Source organism: Sphingomonas sp. RS6, assembly GCF_054489705.1.
Window position 1 is genome coordinate 24,312 of record NZ_JBTMWM010000004.1, and the last position, 14,487, is coordinate 38,798.

Here is a 14,487-nt window from a genome sequence, read left to right on the forward strand (position 1 = left end):
AATGGTGCTGCCGGCGAGGATTGAACTCGCGACCTCAGCCTTACCAAGGATGCGCTCTACCACTGAGCTACGGCAGCACTCGCCGGGCCAGCCCGGGCGGGAGGGGCCTATGTGCAGGTCGCCACCCGATTGTCAACCCGCATCACCACAGTTTATCGTCGCACCATGAGCGATATCGAAAAGAAAGCGCGTCTGGCAGAGGCGCTGCGGGCCAATCTCCGGCGGCGCAAGGCCCAGGCCCGTGCCGCCGTTGATGCGCCCGGTGACGACGATCAGCGGGATCGGACCCAGTCGCCGGCGAAATGACCCAGCGCATAGGCTTCGGTGACGATCGCGTGCGGCCCCATCAGGTACATCGCCATCGTTACCGCGCCGGCCAGGAACCACATCATCCGATTGGCGCGCATTTCTCCACCAGCCATTGCCGCTCGTCCCCATCCAGTTGCGGGCCGATCAGCTCAAGCACCCGCGCATGGTACAGGTTGAGCCATTCGCGTTCCGATGCGGTTAACAGATCGGGTAAAATAAGCGTTCGCTCGATCGGCGCGAAGGTCAGCGTCTCGAACGCCAGCATCGGCTGGTCGCCGCCCGGGATCGTGCGCTCGACGATGTGCACCAGATTCTCGATTCGGATGCCATATTCGCCGGCCTTGTAATAGCCCGGCTCGTTCGAGAGGAACATGCCCGCACGCAGCGGCTCCAGCGCCTGGCCGCCGGGATAGCTGGGCGGGGCGATCCGCTGCGGTCCTTCATGCACCGCCAGATAGGCGCCGACGCCGTGGCCGGTGCCGTGCGCGAAATCGAGCCCCGCTTCCCATAGCGGCCGCCGCGCAAAGCCGTCGATCTGCGCCCCCGTCGTCCCGTCCGGGAAGATCGCGGTGGCGATCGCGATATGCCCCTTGAGCACGCGGGTGAAGCGGTCCTTCATCTCATGGCTCGCCTCGCCCACCGGCATCACCCGGGTGACGTCGGTGGTGCCGTCGCCATATTGCCCGCCCGAATCGACCAGATAGAGCTGGCCGCGTTCGATGGGCAGGCTCGACTCGTCGGTCACCTTGTAATGCGGGATCGCGCCATTGGGGCCGGTGGCGGAGATCGTGTCGAACGAAAGGTCCTTCAACCGCCCGGTCGCCTCGCGGAATTCGCGCAGCTTGTCGGCCGCCGACATTTCGGTCAGGCCCCCCTGCGGCGCCGCCTGCTCGAACCAGCGCAGGAAGCGGCTGAGCGCGGCGCCGTCTCGCGCCTGCGCCGCCTTGTGCCCGGCCACTTCGGCCGGGTTCTTGATCGCCTTGGCCAGGATCACCGGGTCGCGCTGCGCGACGATGGTGGCGCCGCCCGCATCGAGCGCGTCGAAAATCGCGGCGACGGCGCTGCCCGGATCGGCGACGACGCGCTTGTCCGCAAAACCGGCCAGCGCAGGCGCGAAGGCGGCGCGTTCATGTACGCGCACCGCGTTGCCGAGATGCTGGCGCACCGCGTCTGTCACCTTTTCCGGCGCGACGAACAGGTCGGCGGTGCCGTCGGCATGGACGATCGTATAGGCGAGCGCCACCGGCGTGTGCGTCACGTCGCCGCCGCGCACGTTGAACGTCCAGGCGATCGAATCGAGCGCCGCGATCACCACCGCATCGGCGTGCCGCGCCTGGAGCCAGTCGGCGATCTCGGCGCGCTTGGCGGCGGAGGACTTGCCGGCCAGTGCCTCGTCCAGCACGTCCATCGGCGCGTCCGAAGGCCGGGGCTGGTCGGCCCAGACCGCGTCGATCGGGTTGCGCGTCACCGGCACCAGTTCCGCACCCTTCTCGGCCAGCGCCTTGCGTGCCTCCTCCACCCAGGCGCGGGTGTGCAGCCACGGATCATAGCCGATCCGCCCGCCGGCCGGGGCATGCGCGCCCAGCCAGTCCGAAACGCTCGTCGCCGGCACGCCGACATAGGCCCATTGGTCGGCCGAAACCTGCTGGCGCACCTGAAGCGTGTAGCGCCCGTCGGTAAAGATCGCCGCTTCCTGCGGCAGCACGACGGCGGTGCCGGCCGATCCCTGAAACCCGGTCAGCCAGCCGAGCCGCTGCGCATAATCGCCGACATATTCGGACATATGCTCGTCGGTGAGCGGGACGACAAAGCCATCGAGCCGCTCGCGGGCAAGCTGCTCGCGAAGGGCGTTGAGGCGATCGGCATAAGTAGACATCGGCGCTTCCTGCATCGGCATAAGGCGGCTCGCTGCGCCGGGACCGGGTCGCCGAAGCGCGGGCGAGTCGCGAGGATGCCCCAGCTTTGGCGCATGCCCGCGCAGATGAGAAGGGGTGGGGGCTCGGCTCGGATAGGGCGGGGCTTGCGCCCGGAGGTGCCGGTCGGCTGGACTCAGATAAGGCGGCGGGTTGTCGCGGGCCCGTGTCGACGTGGCGCTCAGGGCGAGGGTTGGGACTTACCTGCCGCTCGTGCCTTTCTCGGCAGCGACTGCTTGTGGCAGGAGCGGACAATCAGGCATCTCTCGATATTTAGGCGCAAAGTTAGCGGGCCGGACTGCAGTGCGCATCGAAAGCGCGCGCCAATTCCGCAAGGCTGACGGCACCCAGCCGTGCGACCAGCAGTGCCTCGGCGTCGCGTAGCGCATCGTCAACCGCTGCGTTGACGACCTTCTCGACCGCGCAATCGGGATTAGAGTGCCCATTGCCGATGGCGAACAGGCGAGGTCCGCCTACTGCACGGTGGACATCAAGCAACGACACGTTCCGCAATTCCGTCGCGATTGCCCAGCCACCGCCATGGCCCTTTTCCGACCGCACATACCCAGCGTCGCGCAGCCCCGCCATGGTGCGCCGGACTACGACAGGGTTCGTGCCCAGCATGCGGGCGATCGCCTCCGAGGTCATCGGACCATCATGCCTGGCCATGTGGAGCAGCACATGAAGCATTCGCGAAAGGCGGCTGTCATTACGCACGACATGGTTCTCTATGGGCAAACTGGGATTGGCAAGAGCATCACATCACGATACATAAAAGGTTACATGATTCGTGGAGTGCCGAAGATGCCTGCGTTCGAAAACCCGGATCATTGGGACACCGCTGCCGAGCATTATGAGAAGACCGCTCACCCCTTCACCGTCCACTATGCCGAGGCAGCGCTCGCGCGCGTCGCGCTGACACCCGACAGCCGCGTTCTTGACGTCGCGGCCGGCACGGGCGCGCTGGCACTGACAGCGGCACGAACCGGAGCACAGGTGGTCGCGACCGACTTCTCCCCCGGTATGGTGGCCCGCATCGCGAGAGCGAACTTGCCCAATGTAGAGACGCGCGTGATGGATGGGCAGGCGCTGTCCTTTGAAGACGGCCATTTCGATGCAGCCTTCACCATCTTTGGGGTCATCATGTTTCCCGATTGGCGCAAAGGCCTTTCCGAGATGGCCAGGGTGACGCGCGCCGGCGGACATGGCGTGGTCGCGACTTGGCAGGACAGCGGTGCTGCGACCTTCCTGCTGCTCGGCCAGATCCGTCGCAAGCTGTTCCCCGAGCGTAACGGCATGACCATGCCCGAGGCGGTCAAAGCGCTGAGCGACCCAGGCGATTTGGCACGTGAATTGGTTGCCGCCGGGTTCCATGATCCGCAGATCGAGCATGTCACCCACGACTTTGCGCTCGATATCGCCGCACTTGCCGAACCCGACGCGTTGTTCGGCATGTCCTCCGACTGGACCAGCTTGAGCGATGCAGAGAAAGCCGCTGTCATCGCCGAGGTCCGGAAAATGGCTGGCGATCGTGCGATCCTTCCTATCGCTTCGACCGCGCTGATCGCCGTGGCCCGACGCTGAGGTCGAACCATTCGCCGCGATAACCCAGATGAACATATGGGAGTGCCTGCGAGCAGAGACGACGGGCCAGGGCGGGAATGACCAGTTTCATCGGGACCGGCCGGTCAGCCACAGGCAGGAAAGCGGCTTCAGTTGGTCGCCTACTGCCGGACTAACCTGGCCCCCGACAACGATAGTGTTCCGAAATCGGGAGCTTCTCGTGTCTCCCGCTTATAAGGTCAGATCACCGTCCCTGAGCCGGGAGCAGGCGATCAGTTGGTCGGTCATCATGTCGACCGTGGCAGTTACGTGACCCGCCAGCCAGCAGCGCAGCATCGACAGTTGGGCCGCTGCAATGCCAACCGCGAAAAGGGGAGTTTCCCCAGCGCCGGTCCACCTGCCGCCATGTCTGGCTATGGTATCCGCCAAGCGACGCTGGAGGATCGAACCCGCTGTCGAATCAATGATCGGTCTTGCGACAGATCGTCGTTCCCAGAGATGCTCGATCACAGGTCGAACGTATGAACGCGCTGCACGCCCCGACGCAGCGGTGGCGAGCGTCAGCAGGATTGGTTGCATGGCCGACAGAAGAACTTCGTCCTTCCCACTGAAGTGCTCGTAGAACGTGGATTTTCCCACGCCGGCATGGCTGATGATGTCGACCACGCGAATCGCACCGTACCGCTTTCCGAGCGCCAAGGCGTGGAATGCATCCGTGATGGCTGTCTCGGTGCTGGATAGCCGACGGGTGCTCGAGGAGTGATGTTCCGACATGCCCCGATGTACCATTCGCGCATCGACGTAGAAACATCGGCGCGCCGGACTATCGAGGGCGAAAGTCCGCATCGGCTCTCCAGCGGCATTTTAACACTCGCCAACGGCTGCCCCGGCCCTCACATCAAACTGAAGATCAATCACGGAGCGTACAGGCATGGATCATCGTGCGGTTGCAATCATACCTAGCAGCAATCTTGATGCGAGCGAGGCGTTTTACCGGCGTCTGATGTTCTCAGTCGTCAGCGACTATGGTCATTACCGCATTCTTGAAGATGGCCGAGGCTGGCATCTCCATCTGACTCATGCAATTGGTTGGCCTAAGAATATCGAGGACAATCCTTTTGGGCTGTACCTGTATGTCGACGACGTGGATGCAATGGCGGATGCCGTGCGGGAGCTAATTATTGAAGAAGGTGCCCCGCACGCGAAGCCATGGGGTACGTATGAGTTCGCCGTCAGCGATCCGAGCGGCCTTCTCGTTCGCATCGGCCGGGTCATAGAATAGCTTTCAAGAGCAAGCTCAGGGCCTTCGAACGGTGGCAAATGGAATCGATTGGATCAGCCCGATCGGCAGCTTCAGTCACGACCGGACGTTCGCTGGCGCGGCGCTGAACGACCGGGTTTGGTCGAAATCGGCGCTCTCAGCCCAACCAGCGTGAACGCATTCGCAGCGCTCCCCTCAGCGCCGCCGCTTCACCGCATGGCAGCGGTCCTTGGCGGTGAGGCTGCGGTCGATCGCGCGGCCGCCGAGCGCGCCGCCGGCGCCGCCCGCCACCGCGCCGAGCAGGCCGTGGCCGAGCACTGCCGGCCCGGCCAGCACGCCGATCACGCCGCCGGCGATCAGGCCGGTACGCCCCTTCGATCGGCGGCATTTCCTGACCGTGCCGGTCCGGTGCCGCGCCGTCGAATGGCCTTCGTAGCGCGACTGGGCATGGGCGGCGGGGGCGGGCATCGCCACCGGCATCGCCAGCGCAAGCGCGCTCAACGCCATGATTGTCTTGCGCATCATCGACCCCATCTCCGTTCCGAGTGACCAGCGTGATGGCCGATCCTGCCTGTCCGGGCGATGAACCCGCAACGCGACGTGCGGCGCCGCGTCGCGCCCCTGCGCGCGGCCTGCGCTGGCGGGGCGCGGCGGCCGCGCTGCTGGCCGAGGGGCTGCTCGCCTGGCTGCTGGTGATCGGCCTCGCCTCGCATCGCGCGCGCCCCGTTGAGCCCGACCCCGCGATCATCGCCTTCGCCGTTCCGCCCGTGCCCGATCCGCCCCGCGCGCCCGTCGCCCCGCGCCAGGCCGCGCCCGAGCGCGAAGGTGCGGCGGCGCCCCCCAACCGCGTCTCGCGCGCGACCGAGATCGCCGCCCCGCCGCCGCTCGTGGCCTTGCCGCCGCCGCCGATCGTCGCCGCGCCAAAGGCCGCCACGGGCGACGATGCGAGCAGCGGCGCCGCCCCCGTCGCCGGGCCGGGCACCGGCGCCGGCGGCATGGGGGAGGGGACAGGCAGCGGCGGGCGCGGCGATGGCCCTGGCGGGGGCGGCGGCATGCCGCTGCGGCTGATCGCCGGCCATATCGACGGATCGGATTATCCGCGCGCGGCGCTGCGGGCGGGGGCGAGCGGCACGGTCGGGCTGCGCTTTATCGTCGGGGTCAAGGGCCGCGTCACCCATTGCACCGTCACCCGGTCGAGCGGCAATGCCGCGCTCGACGAGACGACGTGCCGGCTGATCGTCAAGCGCTTCCGCTATCGCCCCAGCCTCGATGCCGCCGGCCGCCCCTATGCCGATACCGTCACCGGCGAACAGGTGTGGGAATTATGGGACCGGCCCGCCGCGCCCTGACCGCCGATCGGCCCGCGATCACCCCGCGACCAGCGCGTCGATCGCCTGCGCCATCTGGATGTCGCGCGTCGATAGCCCGCCCACATCGTGCGTGGTCAGCACGATGTCGACGCGGTTCCACACGTTCGACCATTCGGGATGGTGATCGGTCTTCTCGGCGATCAGCGCCACGCGCGTCATGAAGCCGAACGCCTGGTTGAAATCGGCGAAGGTGAAGCGCCGGCGGATCGCGTCGCGCGCCGCGTCATAGCTCCAGCCGGGCAGCGTCGCGAGCGATTCCTCGCGCAGTCCGTCGGTCAAACGTCCCACCATGATTCGGCCTCTCTTGCTCCTTCTCCGTCGCTCCGCCTATGCATTCGCGGATGCCGGAGCAAGCGCCAAGCCACCCGCCCGATGCGGCGACGATCGAACGGCTCGCCCGCGACGCGCTGGCGCGCATTCCCGAGCCGTTCCAGTCGCATCTCGACGGCGTCGTGCTGCTGGTCGAGGAATTTGCCGATGACGAGACGCTTGACGCGCTCGGCATCGACGATCCGTTCGCGCTGAGCGGCCTTTATCACGGCCGTCCGCTGGGCGAGAAATCCTCGTTCGAATCGGGCGCGCTGCCCGATCGCATCCATCTGTATCGCCGCGCGATCCTCGACGAATGGGTCGAAACCGGCGTGCCGCTCGCCGAGCTGGTCAACCATGTCGTCGTCCATGAAGTCGGTCATCATTTCGGCCTGTCGGACGACGATATGCACGCGCTGGAAGACGATCAGGATTGAGCGCCTCGCTCGCCTTTCACGACGTCACCTGCGTGCGCGGCGGCCGGGTGCTGTTCGACGCGCTCGGCTTCGCGCTGGGGCCGGGCGATGCCGCGCATGTCCGCGGGCCGAACGGGGTCGGCAAGTCCAGCCTGATCCGCATCGCCGCCGGGCTGCTCGCGCCCGCCGCCGGCCGGGTGGCGGGGGAGGGCGCGCGCGCGCTGATCGGCGAGGCGGCGGCGCTCGATGGCGAGGCGCCGCTGGGCGACGCGCTCGGCTTCTGGGCAAGGCTTGATGGCACGCGCGATGCGGTGCCGGCGGCGCTCGATGCGGTCGGCCTCGGCCATCTTGCGGCGGTGCCGGTGCGGCTGCTGTCGACCGGCCAGCGCCGCCGCGCCGCGCTGGCGCGGGTCATGGCCAGTGGCGCGCCGGTCTGGCTGCTCGACGAGCCCGCCAACGGCCTCGATACCGCCGCAGTCGAGGCGCTTGCCGATCGCATCGCCACGCACCGCGCGGGGGGCGGCATCGCGCTCGTTGCCACGCATCTGCCGCTGGCGCTGCCCGGCGCGATCGCGGTGACGCTGTGAGCGGCGTCGCCGCGCTGGTCTGGCGCGAGCTTCAGCGCGCGTGGCGCAGCGGCGGGCTGGTCATGCCGGTCGCGTTCTTCCTGCTGGTGGCGATCCTGTTTCCGTTCGCGGTCGGCCCTGATGGGCGGCTGCTCGCCCGGATCGGCGGCGGGGTGATCTGGGCATCGGCGCTGCTCGCGGCGTTGCTGCCGGTCGAGCGGTTGATCGCGCCCGATGCCGAAAGTGGCGTGCTCGACCAGTTGGTGGTGCGCGGCTTTTCGGATGCGGGGATCGCCGCGGCAAAGATGCTCGGCCACTGGCTCGGCTTCGCGCCGCCGCTGCTCGTCGCCACCGGCATCGCCGCCGCGCTGCTGCGCGTGCCGGGCGACGCCTTGGGGACGATCCTGGTCGGGCTGCTGATCGGCACGCCGGGGCTGGCGGCGCTCGGCATCGCCACGGCGGCGCTGGTCGCGGGCCTGCGCGGCGCGGGCGCGCTGGCCGGGCTCGTGATGCTGCCCTTCGCGGTGCCGCTGCTGATCTTCGGCACCGGCGCCACCGCCGGTCAGCCCGGCGCGTTGAAGCTGCTCGCGGCGATCAGCCTGTTGCTGGTCGCGGGATGCCCGTTCGTCGCGGGCGCGGCGATGCGGATGGGGCGGGGATGAACGTCCCCCGCCGCGCCGGGCGCGACGGGGGAATATGGCTCAGTTGCCCTCGGCGCCCTGATAGCTGGTCAGCTCGTCGCCGACGATCGTCACGACGTGCAGCACGTTCGTCGAACCTGGCGTCTTGAACGGCACGCCGGCGCACACGATCACCCGGTCACCCGCCTTGGCCAGCCCGTGGCGCAGCGCCATGCGCTTGGCCTTGGCGACCATTTCCTCGAACGATTCGACGTCGCGGGTGTTCACCGCATGCGTGCCCCAGAGCAGGCCCAGCCGCCGCGCCGTCTCGCGCTCGGGCGTCAGCACCAGGATCGGTACGCTCGGCCGCTCGCGGGCGATGCGCCGTGCGGTCGAGCCCGAGCTGGTGAAGCAGATGATCGCCGCCGCCGAAACCGTTGCGGCGATGTTCTTCGCCGCCTCGGCCAGCGCGTCGGCGGTGGTCGGATCGGGCTTGGTGACGGTGAAATGGACGCGGTCGCCATGCGCCGGATCGCGCTCCACCGCATCGGCGATCGAGTTCATCATCGACACCGATTCGACCGGCCATTTGCCCGCCGCGCTTTCGGCCGACAGCATGATCGCGTCGGCGCCGTCATAGACCGCCGTCGCCACGTCCGACACTTCGGCGCGGGTGGGCGAGGGGCTCTCGATCATCGATTCGAGCATCTGCGTCGCGACGATCACCGGCCGGCCCAGCCGGCGCGCGGTCTCGACGATCCGCTTCTGCAGCGGCGGCACCGATTGCGGCGGCAGCTCGACGCCCAGGTCGCCGCGCGCCACCATCACGCCGTCGCACTGCTCCATGATCTCGTCCAGCCGGGCGATCGCCGACGGCTTCTCGATCTTGGCGAGCAGCGCCGCCTTGCCGCCGATCAGCCGGCGCGCCTCCATCAGATCCTCGGGCCGCTGGACGAAGCTCAGCGCGATCCAGTCCGCGCCCTGTTCGACCGCGAAGCTCAGGTCGCTGCGGTCCTTCTCGGTCAGCGCGGCCAGCGGCAGCACCATGTCGGGAACGTTGAGGCCCTTGTTGTTCGACAGCGGCCCGCCCACCTCGACGATCGTCGTGATCCGGTCCGGCGCGGCATGCGTCACGCGCAGCACCAGCTTGCCGTCGTCGAGCAGCAGCCGCGCATCGGGGTGCGCCGCCTCGAAAATCTCGCGGTGGGGCAGTTCGACGCGCGCCGCATCGCCCGGTGTCGAATCGCGGTCGAGCGTGAATTCATGGCCGGTGACGAGCATCACCTTGCCCTCGGCGAACTTGCCGACGCGCAGCTTCGGGCCTTGAAGGTCGGCCAGGATCGTCGTCGGCCGGCCGGTCACCTTTTCCAGGCCGCGAATCGCCTCGAACAGCGGGATCTTCGACGCCTGGTCGCCGTGGCTCATGTTGATGCGGAACGCGTCGGCGCCGGCGCGGAACAGCCGCTCGATCATCTCGGGGGTGGCGCTCGCCGGCCCAAGGGTCGCCAGCACGCGAACCTTGCGCGAGCGGGGGGAGATCGCCTGTGTCATCGTTGTCATCCTCGGCTTGTGCCCGCCCGCCTCTAACCTCTAATGCGCTGCGATCAACTCCGGAGGTGCCCAATGGACGAACTTGACCGGCTCGACGATGCCACCGCAGCCGCCGCATTCCGCCGCCTCGTGCGCCATCTTCGTCACCGCAGCGACGCGCAGAATGTCGATCTGATGGGCCTTTCCGGCTTTTGCCGCAACTGCCTGGGCGACTGGATCCACGAGGCCGATCCCTCGATCGAAAAGGCCGCCGCCCGCCGCATCGTCTATGGCATGGACCAGGCCGAGTGGAAGGCGAAGCACCAGACCGAGGCGACGCCCGAACAGCTCGCGCGGATGGAAGCCAGCCTGAAAAAGAACGCCGCGCTCGACGAGGCGCTCGACGAGAGCTTCCCGGCGAGCGATCCGCCGTCGATCACCGAACCCGGTCGCTGATCGCGACGGGGCTTGAGCGCGGCGCGCGGCTTCTTTAAGCGGCGCGCTTCGTCTTCATGCGTGCCGGATGGCCGTGGCGCCGGCCGATCTGCCGGTGCCCTGGCCCGGCCCCGCCAATTTTCAGGAGCTTCCCCCAATGTCCGACAATATTTCCGCCGAGCAGCTTCGCCTCCTGATCGAGCGCATCGAGCGGCTCGAAGAGGAAAAGAAGGGCATCGCCGACGACATCAAGGACGTCTATGCCGAAGCCAAGTCGACCGGCTTCGACGTCAAGACGATGCGGACGATCATCCGCCTGCGCAAGATGGAGAAGCATCACCGCGACGAGGCGGAAATGCTGCTCGAGACGTACAAGCAGGCGCTCGGCATCTGATCCGCGCCGAAGTGGCGCTCGCGGGCGCCACGCGCTAGACAGGCGCCAACGCGGGCGCTCCGCCCTTCATCACCGCAGGCAGTTCGGGTTCATCATGGCAGGCCATTCCAAATTCAAGAACATCATGCACCGCAAGGGCGCGCAGGATAAGAAGCGCTCGGGCATGTTCTCCAAGCTCAGCCGCGAAATCACCGTCGCGGCCAAGATGGGCCTGCCCGATCCGGACATGAACCCGCGCCTGCGCGCCGCGATCAACGCCGCCAAGGCGCAGTCGATGCCCAAGGACAATATCCAGCGCGCGATCGACAAGGCATCGAAGGGCGATACCGAGAATTACGAGGAAATCCGCTACGAAGGCTTCGGCCCCGGCGGCGTCAGCCTCATCATCGAGGCGCTGAGCGACAATCGCAATCGCACCGCCACCAATGTCCGCACCGCCGTGTCGAAGAATGGCGGCAATCTCGGCGCCTCGGGCTCGGTCAGCCACGCCTTTGATCGGGTGGGCCTGATCAACTATCCGGCGAGCGTCGGCGATGCCGAAAAGGTGTTCGAGGCGGCGCTCGAAGCGGGCGCCGAGGACGTCACCAGCGGCGAGGACGGCCACGAGATCTGGACCGCGCAGGCCGATCTCCACGAAGTCGCCAAGGCGCTGGAAGCGGTACTCGGCGAATCCGAAGGCGCGAAGCTCGCCTGGCGCCCGCAGACGATGGTCACGGTCGGCGCCGACGACGCTGCGACGCTGTTCAAGCTGATCGACGCGCTCGACGATGATGACGACGTCCAGACCGTCTGGGGCAATTACGAAGTGCCCGACGACGTCATGGAGAAGCTGGGTTGATCTTTCCGATCCTCCCCGGAACGGGGAGGGGGACCGCCGCGAAGCGGTGGTGGAGGGGGGCTTCCCCATCGGATTCGCTGGCGGGGAGCCCTCTCCAACAGCCCTTGACTGGTCGTGCTCTCCGTCCCGCGGAGGATCGATGCTGATCCTCGGCCTCGACCCCGGCCTCGGCACCACCGGCTGGGGGCTGATCCGTGCCGAGGGCAACCGGCTGGCCCATGTCGCCAACGGCAAGCTCGTCACCGATACCGAGGCGCCATTGCCGCGCCGCCTCGCGCATCTCGATGCGATGCTCGCCGCACTGATCGCCGATCATGATCCGCAGGCGGCGGCGGTCGAGGAGGTGTTCGTCAATTCCAACGCCCAGTCGACGCTCAAGCTCGGCCAGGCGCGCGGCGTGGTGCTCTGCGCGGCGGCGCGCGGCGGGATCGATGTCGGCGAATACAAGCCCAGCACGGTCAAGAAATCGGTGGTCGGCGTCGGCAATGCCGACAAGGATCAGGTCCATGCGATGGTCTCGCGCCTGCTCCCCGGCGTGAAGATCGCCGGCCCCGACGCCGCCGATGCGCTCGCCGTGGCGATCTGCCACGCGCATCACCTCGCCAGCGCCCGGATGGGCATCCGCTGACCCCACCATTCCTCCCCGGCACGGGGAGGGGCATGCTGCATATGGTGGAGGGGGCGGCCGCGGCAAAACCCGTCGCGATCCCGCGCCGCTACGCCGCCAGTGCGACCGGCCCGTCCTCGCCATCGTTCGCTGCCGCCGGGCGCTTCGCTCGCCGCGTACGGACAGCGCGTGCCCGGCGCCTCGGCAGCCGCATCGTCACCCATTGCCGCACCCCGCGCAGGCGCAGCGCCGATCCCATCGCCACCAGCGTCACCAGCGCGTCGAGCCACGCGCTCACCTCGAACATCATCAGGGTGCTGACCAATTCCGGCCCGAACATGCCGATCAGCAGCCGCCCCTCATCCTCCATCAGCCAGATCAGCAACGCCGCGCCGGTCACGACCAACAGCGTCAGCAGCAGGTCGCCGCGCGACCAGCGCATCAGCCATCGTGCGGGCGCCTCGATCAGGCCGCGCCGCAACATCTGCCCGACCGGTGTCTCGCCCGCCAGCAGCAGCGCCAGCCAAAGTCCCAGCAATGTCGCGACCATCATTTCCCCCTCCGCCCGCTTCATCATCAAGCTGGGGTGCTCGGCCCGTTTCCGCCAGCCGCTTCTGCCGATTTGCCTTTCCTACTGCACCATGTTCCGCTTATGTACCGGTCATGGCCAGACCCACCCTTTTCCGCCTGTCCGGCAAGGCAATGTGCACCCCGCCGCTGTTACGCGCGAGAGTGTCAACTTTGGCAACTTTGGCGGTGCTACGATGATCGCGCATCTTCGCGGCCAGCTGGCGGCGAGCGGCGCCGATCATGCGGTGATCGATGTGAACGGGGTCGGCTATCTGGTCGGTGCCTCGGCCAAGACGCTCGACAAGCTCGGGCCGGTCGGCGAGCTGGTGACGATCCATACCGAGATGCTGGTCAGCGAGGATTCGATCCGGCTGATGGGCTTTGCCAGCGCCGACGAGCGGGACTGGTTCAAGCTGCTCACCAGCGTGCAGGGGGTGGGGGCGAAGGTGGCGCTGGCGATCCTCTCGATCCTCGCGCCGGAGGAACTGCGCACCGCCGTCGCCCGCGCCGATGCCGCAACGATCGCGCGCGCCAACGGAGTCGGGCCGAAGCTCGCCCAGCGCATCGTCAACGAATTGAAGGACAAGGCTGGCGGCCTCGCGCTTGGCGGCGCGGGGGCAACGGCGGTCCCCAGCGGCGGCGCGGCGGCCGATGCGGTGTCGGCGATGCTCAACCTCGGCTTCAAGCCGGCCGAGGCCGGCGCGGCGGTCAGCGCCGCGAGCGACGAACTCGGTCCGGCCGCGACGCTCGACGCGCTCGTCCGCCTCGCGCTGCGCAAGGCGGCGAAATGAGCGGCGCCTCCCGATCCTCGCCGATGCGGCCAGCGCGCGCCGCGGCGGCGGTCCCCGCCTCGCCTTCGCCTTATCCGGCGGGTGCGGACCGGTTACAGCAGCGGAGTCGGCAGCGGCTCGCCGGCGAAATGCGCGTCGAGGTTGGCCAGCACCAGTGCCGCCATCGCCGCGCGCGTTTCGTGCGTGGCGCTGCCCTGATGCGGCGCGAGCACCACCTGTTCCAGCGTGAGCAACGCCTTCGGGACATGCGGTTCGTCGGTGAACACGTCGAGCCCCGCGCCGGCGATGGTGCCGCTCCACAATGCCGCGATCAGCGCATCCTCGTCGACCAGGCTGCCGCGCGCGACATTGACCAGAACGCCCGTCGGCCCGAGGCGATTGAGCACATCGGCATTGACGATCGATGCGGTCGCGGCCGTGCCGGGGGCGGCGAGGATCAGCACGTCGCTCGCCGCCGCCAGCGCGCCGATATCGGGCATGAAACGCCAGGGCACGGGCTTCGGGCGCCGCGCAGTGTAGAGCACCTCGCGGGCAAAGGGGGTGGCGCGGGCGGCGATCGACGCGCCGATCCTGCCGAACCCGAAAATCCCGATCCGGCGGTTGCTGGCATGTCGCCCCACCGGCGCCTGCCAGCCGCCGCGGCGCACCAGCGCATCATTGGCGGCGATCCGGCGCTGCACCGCCAGCATCAGCCCGATGGCGAGGTCGGCGACGTCGTCGGTCAGCACATCGGGCGTGGTGGTCACGCGCACGCCGCGTGCGCGCAGCGCGTCGAGGTCCAGCCCGTCATGGCCGACGCCGTTGATGGCGACGATTTCCAGCGCCGGCAGACGGTCGAGCAGATCGGCACCAAGCTGCAACTGCCCGCCGCCGACGATGGCGCGGGTCGACGGCGGGGGCGCGCCTTCGTGCAGCGTGAAGCGCCGCGCGAGTTCGGCGCGAAACGCATCCGATATGCCGGTTCCGAGATACAGGTCGACCATGGCCGTAACGAT

At 68.1% G+C, this 14,487-nt stretch carries 21 protein-coding genes and 1 tRNA gene; 12 read left to right on the plus strand and 10 right to left on the minus strand.

Annotated elements, in window-relative coordinates:
• Positions 1-2 precede the first annotated feature (2 nt).
• Positions 3-77 (minus strand) — tRNA-Thr (locus ACX40Y_RS09275).
• A gap of 88 nt (positions 78-165) precedes the next feature.
• Between ACX40Y_RS09275 and ACX40Y_RS09280 the strand changes: the two genes are divergently transcribed.
• Positions 166-306, plus strand: a complete 141-nt coding sequence (locus tag ACX40Y_RS09280) for a hypothetical protein (RefSeq protein WP_459119281.1) — start codon at positions 166-168, stop codon at positions 304-306.
• On the opposite strand, the gene ACX40Y_RS09285 is transcribed toward ACX40Y_RS09280, so the two are convergent.
• The 3 genes from ACX40Y_RS09285 to ACX40Y_RS09295 all read right to left on the minus strand — a co-directional run bounded on the left by ACX40Y_RS09285 (position 273) and on the right by ACX40Y_RS09295 (position 2,939).
• Positions 273-407: a hypothetical protein gene (locus ACX40Y_RS09285; protein ID WP_459119282.1), complete on the minus strand. Its 135-nt coding sequence runs from the start codon at positions 405-407 to the stop codon at positions 273-275. The genes ACX40Y_RS09280 and ACX40Y_RS09285 overlap by 34 nt on opposite strands.
• Entirely contained in the window at positions 389-2,185 is a 1,797-nt protein-coding gene (locus ACX40Y_RS09290; protein WP_459119283.1) for an aminopeptidase P family protein, read from the minus strand. The genes ACX40Y_RS09285 and ACX40Y_RS09290 overlap by 19 nt, the downstream gene beginning before the upstream one ends.
• Positions 2,186-2,507: 322 nt before the next feature.
• Positions 2,508-2,939 carry an Rrf2 family transcriptional regulator gene (locus ACX40Y_RS09295; RefSeq protein ID WP_459119284.1) on the minus strand — a complete coding sequence of 144 codons (432 nt, stop codon included), beginning with the start codon at positions 2,937-2,939 and terminating at the stop codon, positions 2,508-2,510.
• A gap of 87 nt (positions 2,940-3,026) precedes the next feature.
• Between ACX40Y_RS09295 and ACX40Y_RS09300 the strand changes: the two genes are divergently transcribed.
• Entirely contained in the window at positions 3,027-3,806 is a 780-nt protein-coding gene (locus tag ACX40Y_RS09300) for a class I SAM-dependent methyltransferase (RefSeq protein WP_459119285.1), read from the plus strand.
• Positions 3,807-4,016: 210 nt separating this feature from the next.
• On the opposite strand, the gene ACX40Y_RS09305 is transcribed toward ACX40Y_RS09300, so the two are convergent.
• The gene (locus tag ACX40Y_RS09305) at positions 4,017-4,631 is read right to left on the minus strand and encodes a TetR/AcrR family transcriptional regulator (protein ID WP_459119286.1); all 615 of its coding nucleotides are present in this window, start codon (positions 4,629-4,631) and stop codon (positions 4,017-4,019) included.
• An 85-nt stretch (positions 4,632-4,716) separates the two neighbouring features.
• Here ACX40Y_RS09305 and ACX40Y_RS09310 point away from each other — a divergent pair, with 85 nt between their 5' ends.
• Complete coding sequence (locus ACX40Y_RS09310) at positions 4,717-5,067, plus strand: VOC family protein (protein ID WP_084582977.1); 351 nt, start codon at positions 4,717-4,719, stop codon at positions 5,065-5,067.
• Positions 5,068-5,241: 174 nt separating this feature from the next.
• Here the strand turns inward: ACX40Y_RS09310 and ACX40Y_RS09315 are convergent, their stop codons facing one another.
• Entirely contained in the window at positions 5,242-5,568 is a 327-nt protein-coding gene (locus ACX40Y_RS09315) for a hypothetical protein (RefSeq protein ID WP_459119287.1), read from the minus strand.
• Positions 5,569-5,591: 23 nt separating this feature from the next.
• On the opposite strand from ACX40Y_RS09315, the gene ACX40Y_RS09320 reads away from it, so the two are divergent.
• Positions 5,592-6,395, plus strand: coding sequence for an energy transducer TonB (locus ACX40Y_RS09320; protein WP_459119288.1), 804 nt, complete (start codon positions 5,592-5,594; stop codon positions 6,393-6,395).
• An 18-nt stretch (positions 6,396-6,413) separates the two neighbouring features.
• Here the strand turns inward: ACX40Y_RS09320 and ACX40Y_RS09325 are convergent, their stop codons facing one another.
• Positions 6,414-6,710 (minus strand): 4a-hydroxytetrahydrobiopterin dehydratase, encoded by a 297-nt coding sequence (locus ACX40Y_RS09325; protein WP_459119549.1) that lies wholly within the window; start codon positions 6,708-6,710, stop codon positions 6,414-6,416.
• A 47-nt stretch (positions 6,711-6,757) separates the two neighbouring features.
• Here ACX40Y_RS09325 and ACX40Y_RS09330 point away from each other — a divergent pair, with 47 nt between their 5' ends.
• The 3 genes from ACX40Y_RS09330 to ACX40Y_RS09340 are packed head-to-tail and all read left to right on the plus strand — an operon-like array spanning position 6,758 to position 8,369.
• Entirely contained in the window at positions 6,758-7,162 is a 405-nt protein-coding gene (locus ACX40Y_RS09330) for a metallopeptidase family protein (RefSeq protein ID WP_459119289.1), read from the plus strand.
• A complete protein-coding gene (gene ccmA, locus ACX40Y_RS09335) occupies positions 7,159-7,728 on the plus strand; it encodes a heme ABC exporter ATP-binding protein CcmA (RefSeq protein ID WP_459119290.1) in 570 nt (189 codons plus the stop codon). The genes ACX40Y_RS09330 and ccmA overlap by 4 nt, the downstream gene beginning before the upstream one ends.
• A complete protein-coding gene (locus tag ACX40Y_RS09340; protein ID WP_459119291.1) occupies positions 7,725-8,369 on the plus strand; it encodes a heme exporter protein CcmB in 645 nt (214 codons plus the stop codon). The genes ccmA and ACX40Y_RS09340 overlap by 4 nt, the downstream gene beginning before the upstream one ends.
• Positions 8,370-8,408: 39 nt before the next feature.
• Here ACX40Y_RS09340 and pyk read toward each other — a convergent pair whose 3' ends face one another.
• Entirely contained in the window at positions 8,409-9,878 is a 1,470-nt protein-coding gene (pyk, locus tag ACX40Y_RS09345) for a pyruvate kinase (RefSeq protein WP_459119292.1), read from the minus strand.
• 72 nt (positions 9,879-9,950) lie between these two features.
• Between pyk and ACX40Y_RS09350 the strand changes: the two genes are divergently transcribed.
• From ACX40Y_RS09350 to ruvC, 4 genes are all read left to right on the plus strand, one after another.
• On the plus strand, positions 9,951-10,313 hold the full coding sequence (locus ACX40Y_RS09350) for a DUF1244 domain-containing protein (RefSeq protein ID WP_459119293.1): 363 nt from the start codon (positions 9,951-9,953) through the stop codon (positions 10,311-10,313).
• A gap of 136 nt (positions 10,314-10,449) precedes the next feature.
• Complete coding sequence (locus ACX40Y_RS09355) at positions 10,450-10,686, plus strand: DUF2312 domain-containing protein (RefSeq protein ID WP_459119550.1); 237 nt, start codon at positions 10,450-10,452, stop codon at positions 10,684-10,686.
• Positions 10,687-10,780: 94 nt separating this feature from the next.
• The gene (locus tag ACX40Y_RS09360) at positions 10,781-11,524 is read left to right on the plus strand and encodes a YebC/PmpR family DNA-binding transcriptional regulator (RefSeq protein ID WP_459119294.1); all 744 of its coding nucleotides are present in this window, start codon (positions 10,781-10,783) and stop codon (positions 11,522-11,524) included.
• 139 nt (positions 11,525-11,663) lie between these two features.
• Positions 11,664-12,152 carry a crossover junction endodeoxyribonuclease RuvC gene (gene ruvC / locus ACX40Y_RS09365; RefSeq protein ID WP_459119295.1) on the plus strand — a complete coding sequence of 163 codons (489 nt, stop codon included), beginning with the start codon at positions 11,664-11,666 and terminating at the stop codon, positions 12,150-12,152.
• A gap of 88 nt (positions 12,153-12,240) precedes the next feature.
• Here the strand turns inward: ruvC and ACX40Y_RS09370 are convergent, their stop codons facing one another.
• The gene (locus ACX40Y_RS09370) at positions 12,241-12,708 is read right to left on the minus strand and encodes a hypothetical protein (RefSeq protein WP_459119296.1); all 468 of its coding nucleotides are present in this window, start codon (positions 12,706-12,708) and stop codon (positions 12,241-12,243) included.
• A gap of 187 nt (positions 12,709-12,895) precedes the next feature.
• Between ACX40Y_RS09370 and ruvA the strand changes: the two genes are divergently transcribed.
• Positions 12,896-13,492 (plus strand): Holliday junction branch migration protein RuvA, encoded by a 597-nt coding sequence (gene ruvA, locus ACX40Y_RS09375; protein ID WP_459119297.1) that lies wholly within the window; start codon positions 12,896-12,898, stop codon positions 13,490-13,492.
• Positions 13,493-13,584: 92 nt separating this feature from the next.
• On the opposite strand, the gene ACX40Y_RS09380 is transcribed toward ruvA, so the two are convergent.
• Complete coding sequence (locus ACX40Y_RS09380) at positions 13,585-14,475, minus strand: 2-hydroxyacid dehydrogenase (protein WP_459119298.1); 891 nt, start codon at positions 14,473-14,475, stop codon at positions 13,585-13,587.
• Positions 14,476-14,487 lie beyond the last annotated feature (12 nt).

Excerpts from the sequence above, each read along its gene's own strand:
- ACX40Y_RS09290 (WP_459119283.1), bottom strand. The coding sequence starts at position 2,185 with ATGTCTACTTATGCCGATCGCCTCAACGCCCTTCGCGAGCAGCTTGCC.
- ACX40Y_RS09310 (WP_084582977.1), top strand. The coding sequence starts at position 4,717 with ATGGATCATCGTGCGGTTGCAATCATACCTAGCAGCAATCTTGATGCG.
- ACX40Y_RS09355 (WP_459119550.1), top strand. The coding sequence starts at position 10,450 with ATGTCCGACAATATTTCCGCCGAGCAGCTTCGCCTCCTGATCGAGCGC.
- ACX40Y_RS09330 (WP_459119289.1), top strand. The coding sequence starts at position 6,758 with ATGCCGGAGCAAGCGCCAAGCCACCCGCCCGATGCGGCGACGATCGAA.
- ACX40Y_RS09370 (WP_459119296.1), bottom strand. The coding sequence starts at position 12,708 with ATGATGAAGCGGGCGGAGGGGGAAATGATGGTCGCGACATTGCTGGGA.
- ACX40Y_RS09305 (WP_459119286.1), bottom strand. The coding sequence starts at position 4,631 with ATGCGGACTTTCGCCCTCGATAGTCCGGCGCGCCGATGTTTCTACGTC.
- ACX40Y_RS09300 (WP_459119285.1), top strand. The coding sequence starts at position 3,027 with ATGCCTGCGTTCGAAAACCCGGATCATTGGGACACCGCTGCCGAGCAT.
- ruvC (WP_459119295.1), top strand. The coding sequence starts at position 11,664 with ATGCTGATCCTCGGCCTCGACCCCGGCCTCGGCACCACCGGCTGGGGG.
- ACX40Y_RS09360 (WP_459119294.1), top strand. The coding sequence starts at position 10,781 with ATGGCAGGCCATTCCAAATTCAAGAACATCATGCACCGCAAGGGCGCG.
- pyk (WP_459119292.1), bottom strand. The coding sequence starts at position 9,878 with ATGACACAGGCGATCTCCCCCCGCTCGCGCAAGGTTCGCGTGCTGGCG.
- ACX40Y_RS09285 (WP_459119282.1), bottom strand. The coding sequence starts at position 407 with ATGCGCGCCAATCGGATGATGTGGTTCCTGGCCGGCGCGGTAACGATG.
- ACX40Y_RS09350 (WP_459119293.1), top strand. The coding sequence starts at position 9,951 with ATGGACGAACTTGACCGGCTCGACGATGCCACCGCAGCCGCCGCATTC.
- ruvA (WP_459119297.1), top strand. The coding sequence starts at position 12,896 with ATGATCGCGCATCTTCGCGGCCAGCTGGCGGCGAGCGGCGCCGATCAT.
- ACX40Y_RS09315 (WP_459119287.1), bottom strand. The coding sequence starts at position 5,568 with ATGCGCAAGACAATCATGGCGTTGAGCGCGCTTGCGCTGGCGATGCCG.
- ACX40Y_RS09280 (WP_459119281.1), top strand. The coding sequence starts at position 166 with ATGAGCGATATCGAAAAGAAAGCGCGTCTGGCAGAGGCGCTGCGGGCC.
- ACX40Y_RS09380 (WP_459119298.1), bottom strand. The coding sequence starts at position 14,475 with ATGGTCGACCTGTATCTCGGAACCGGCATATCGGATGCGTTTCGCGCC.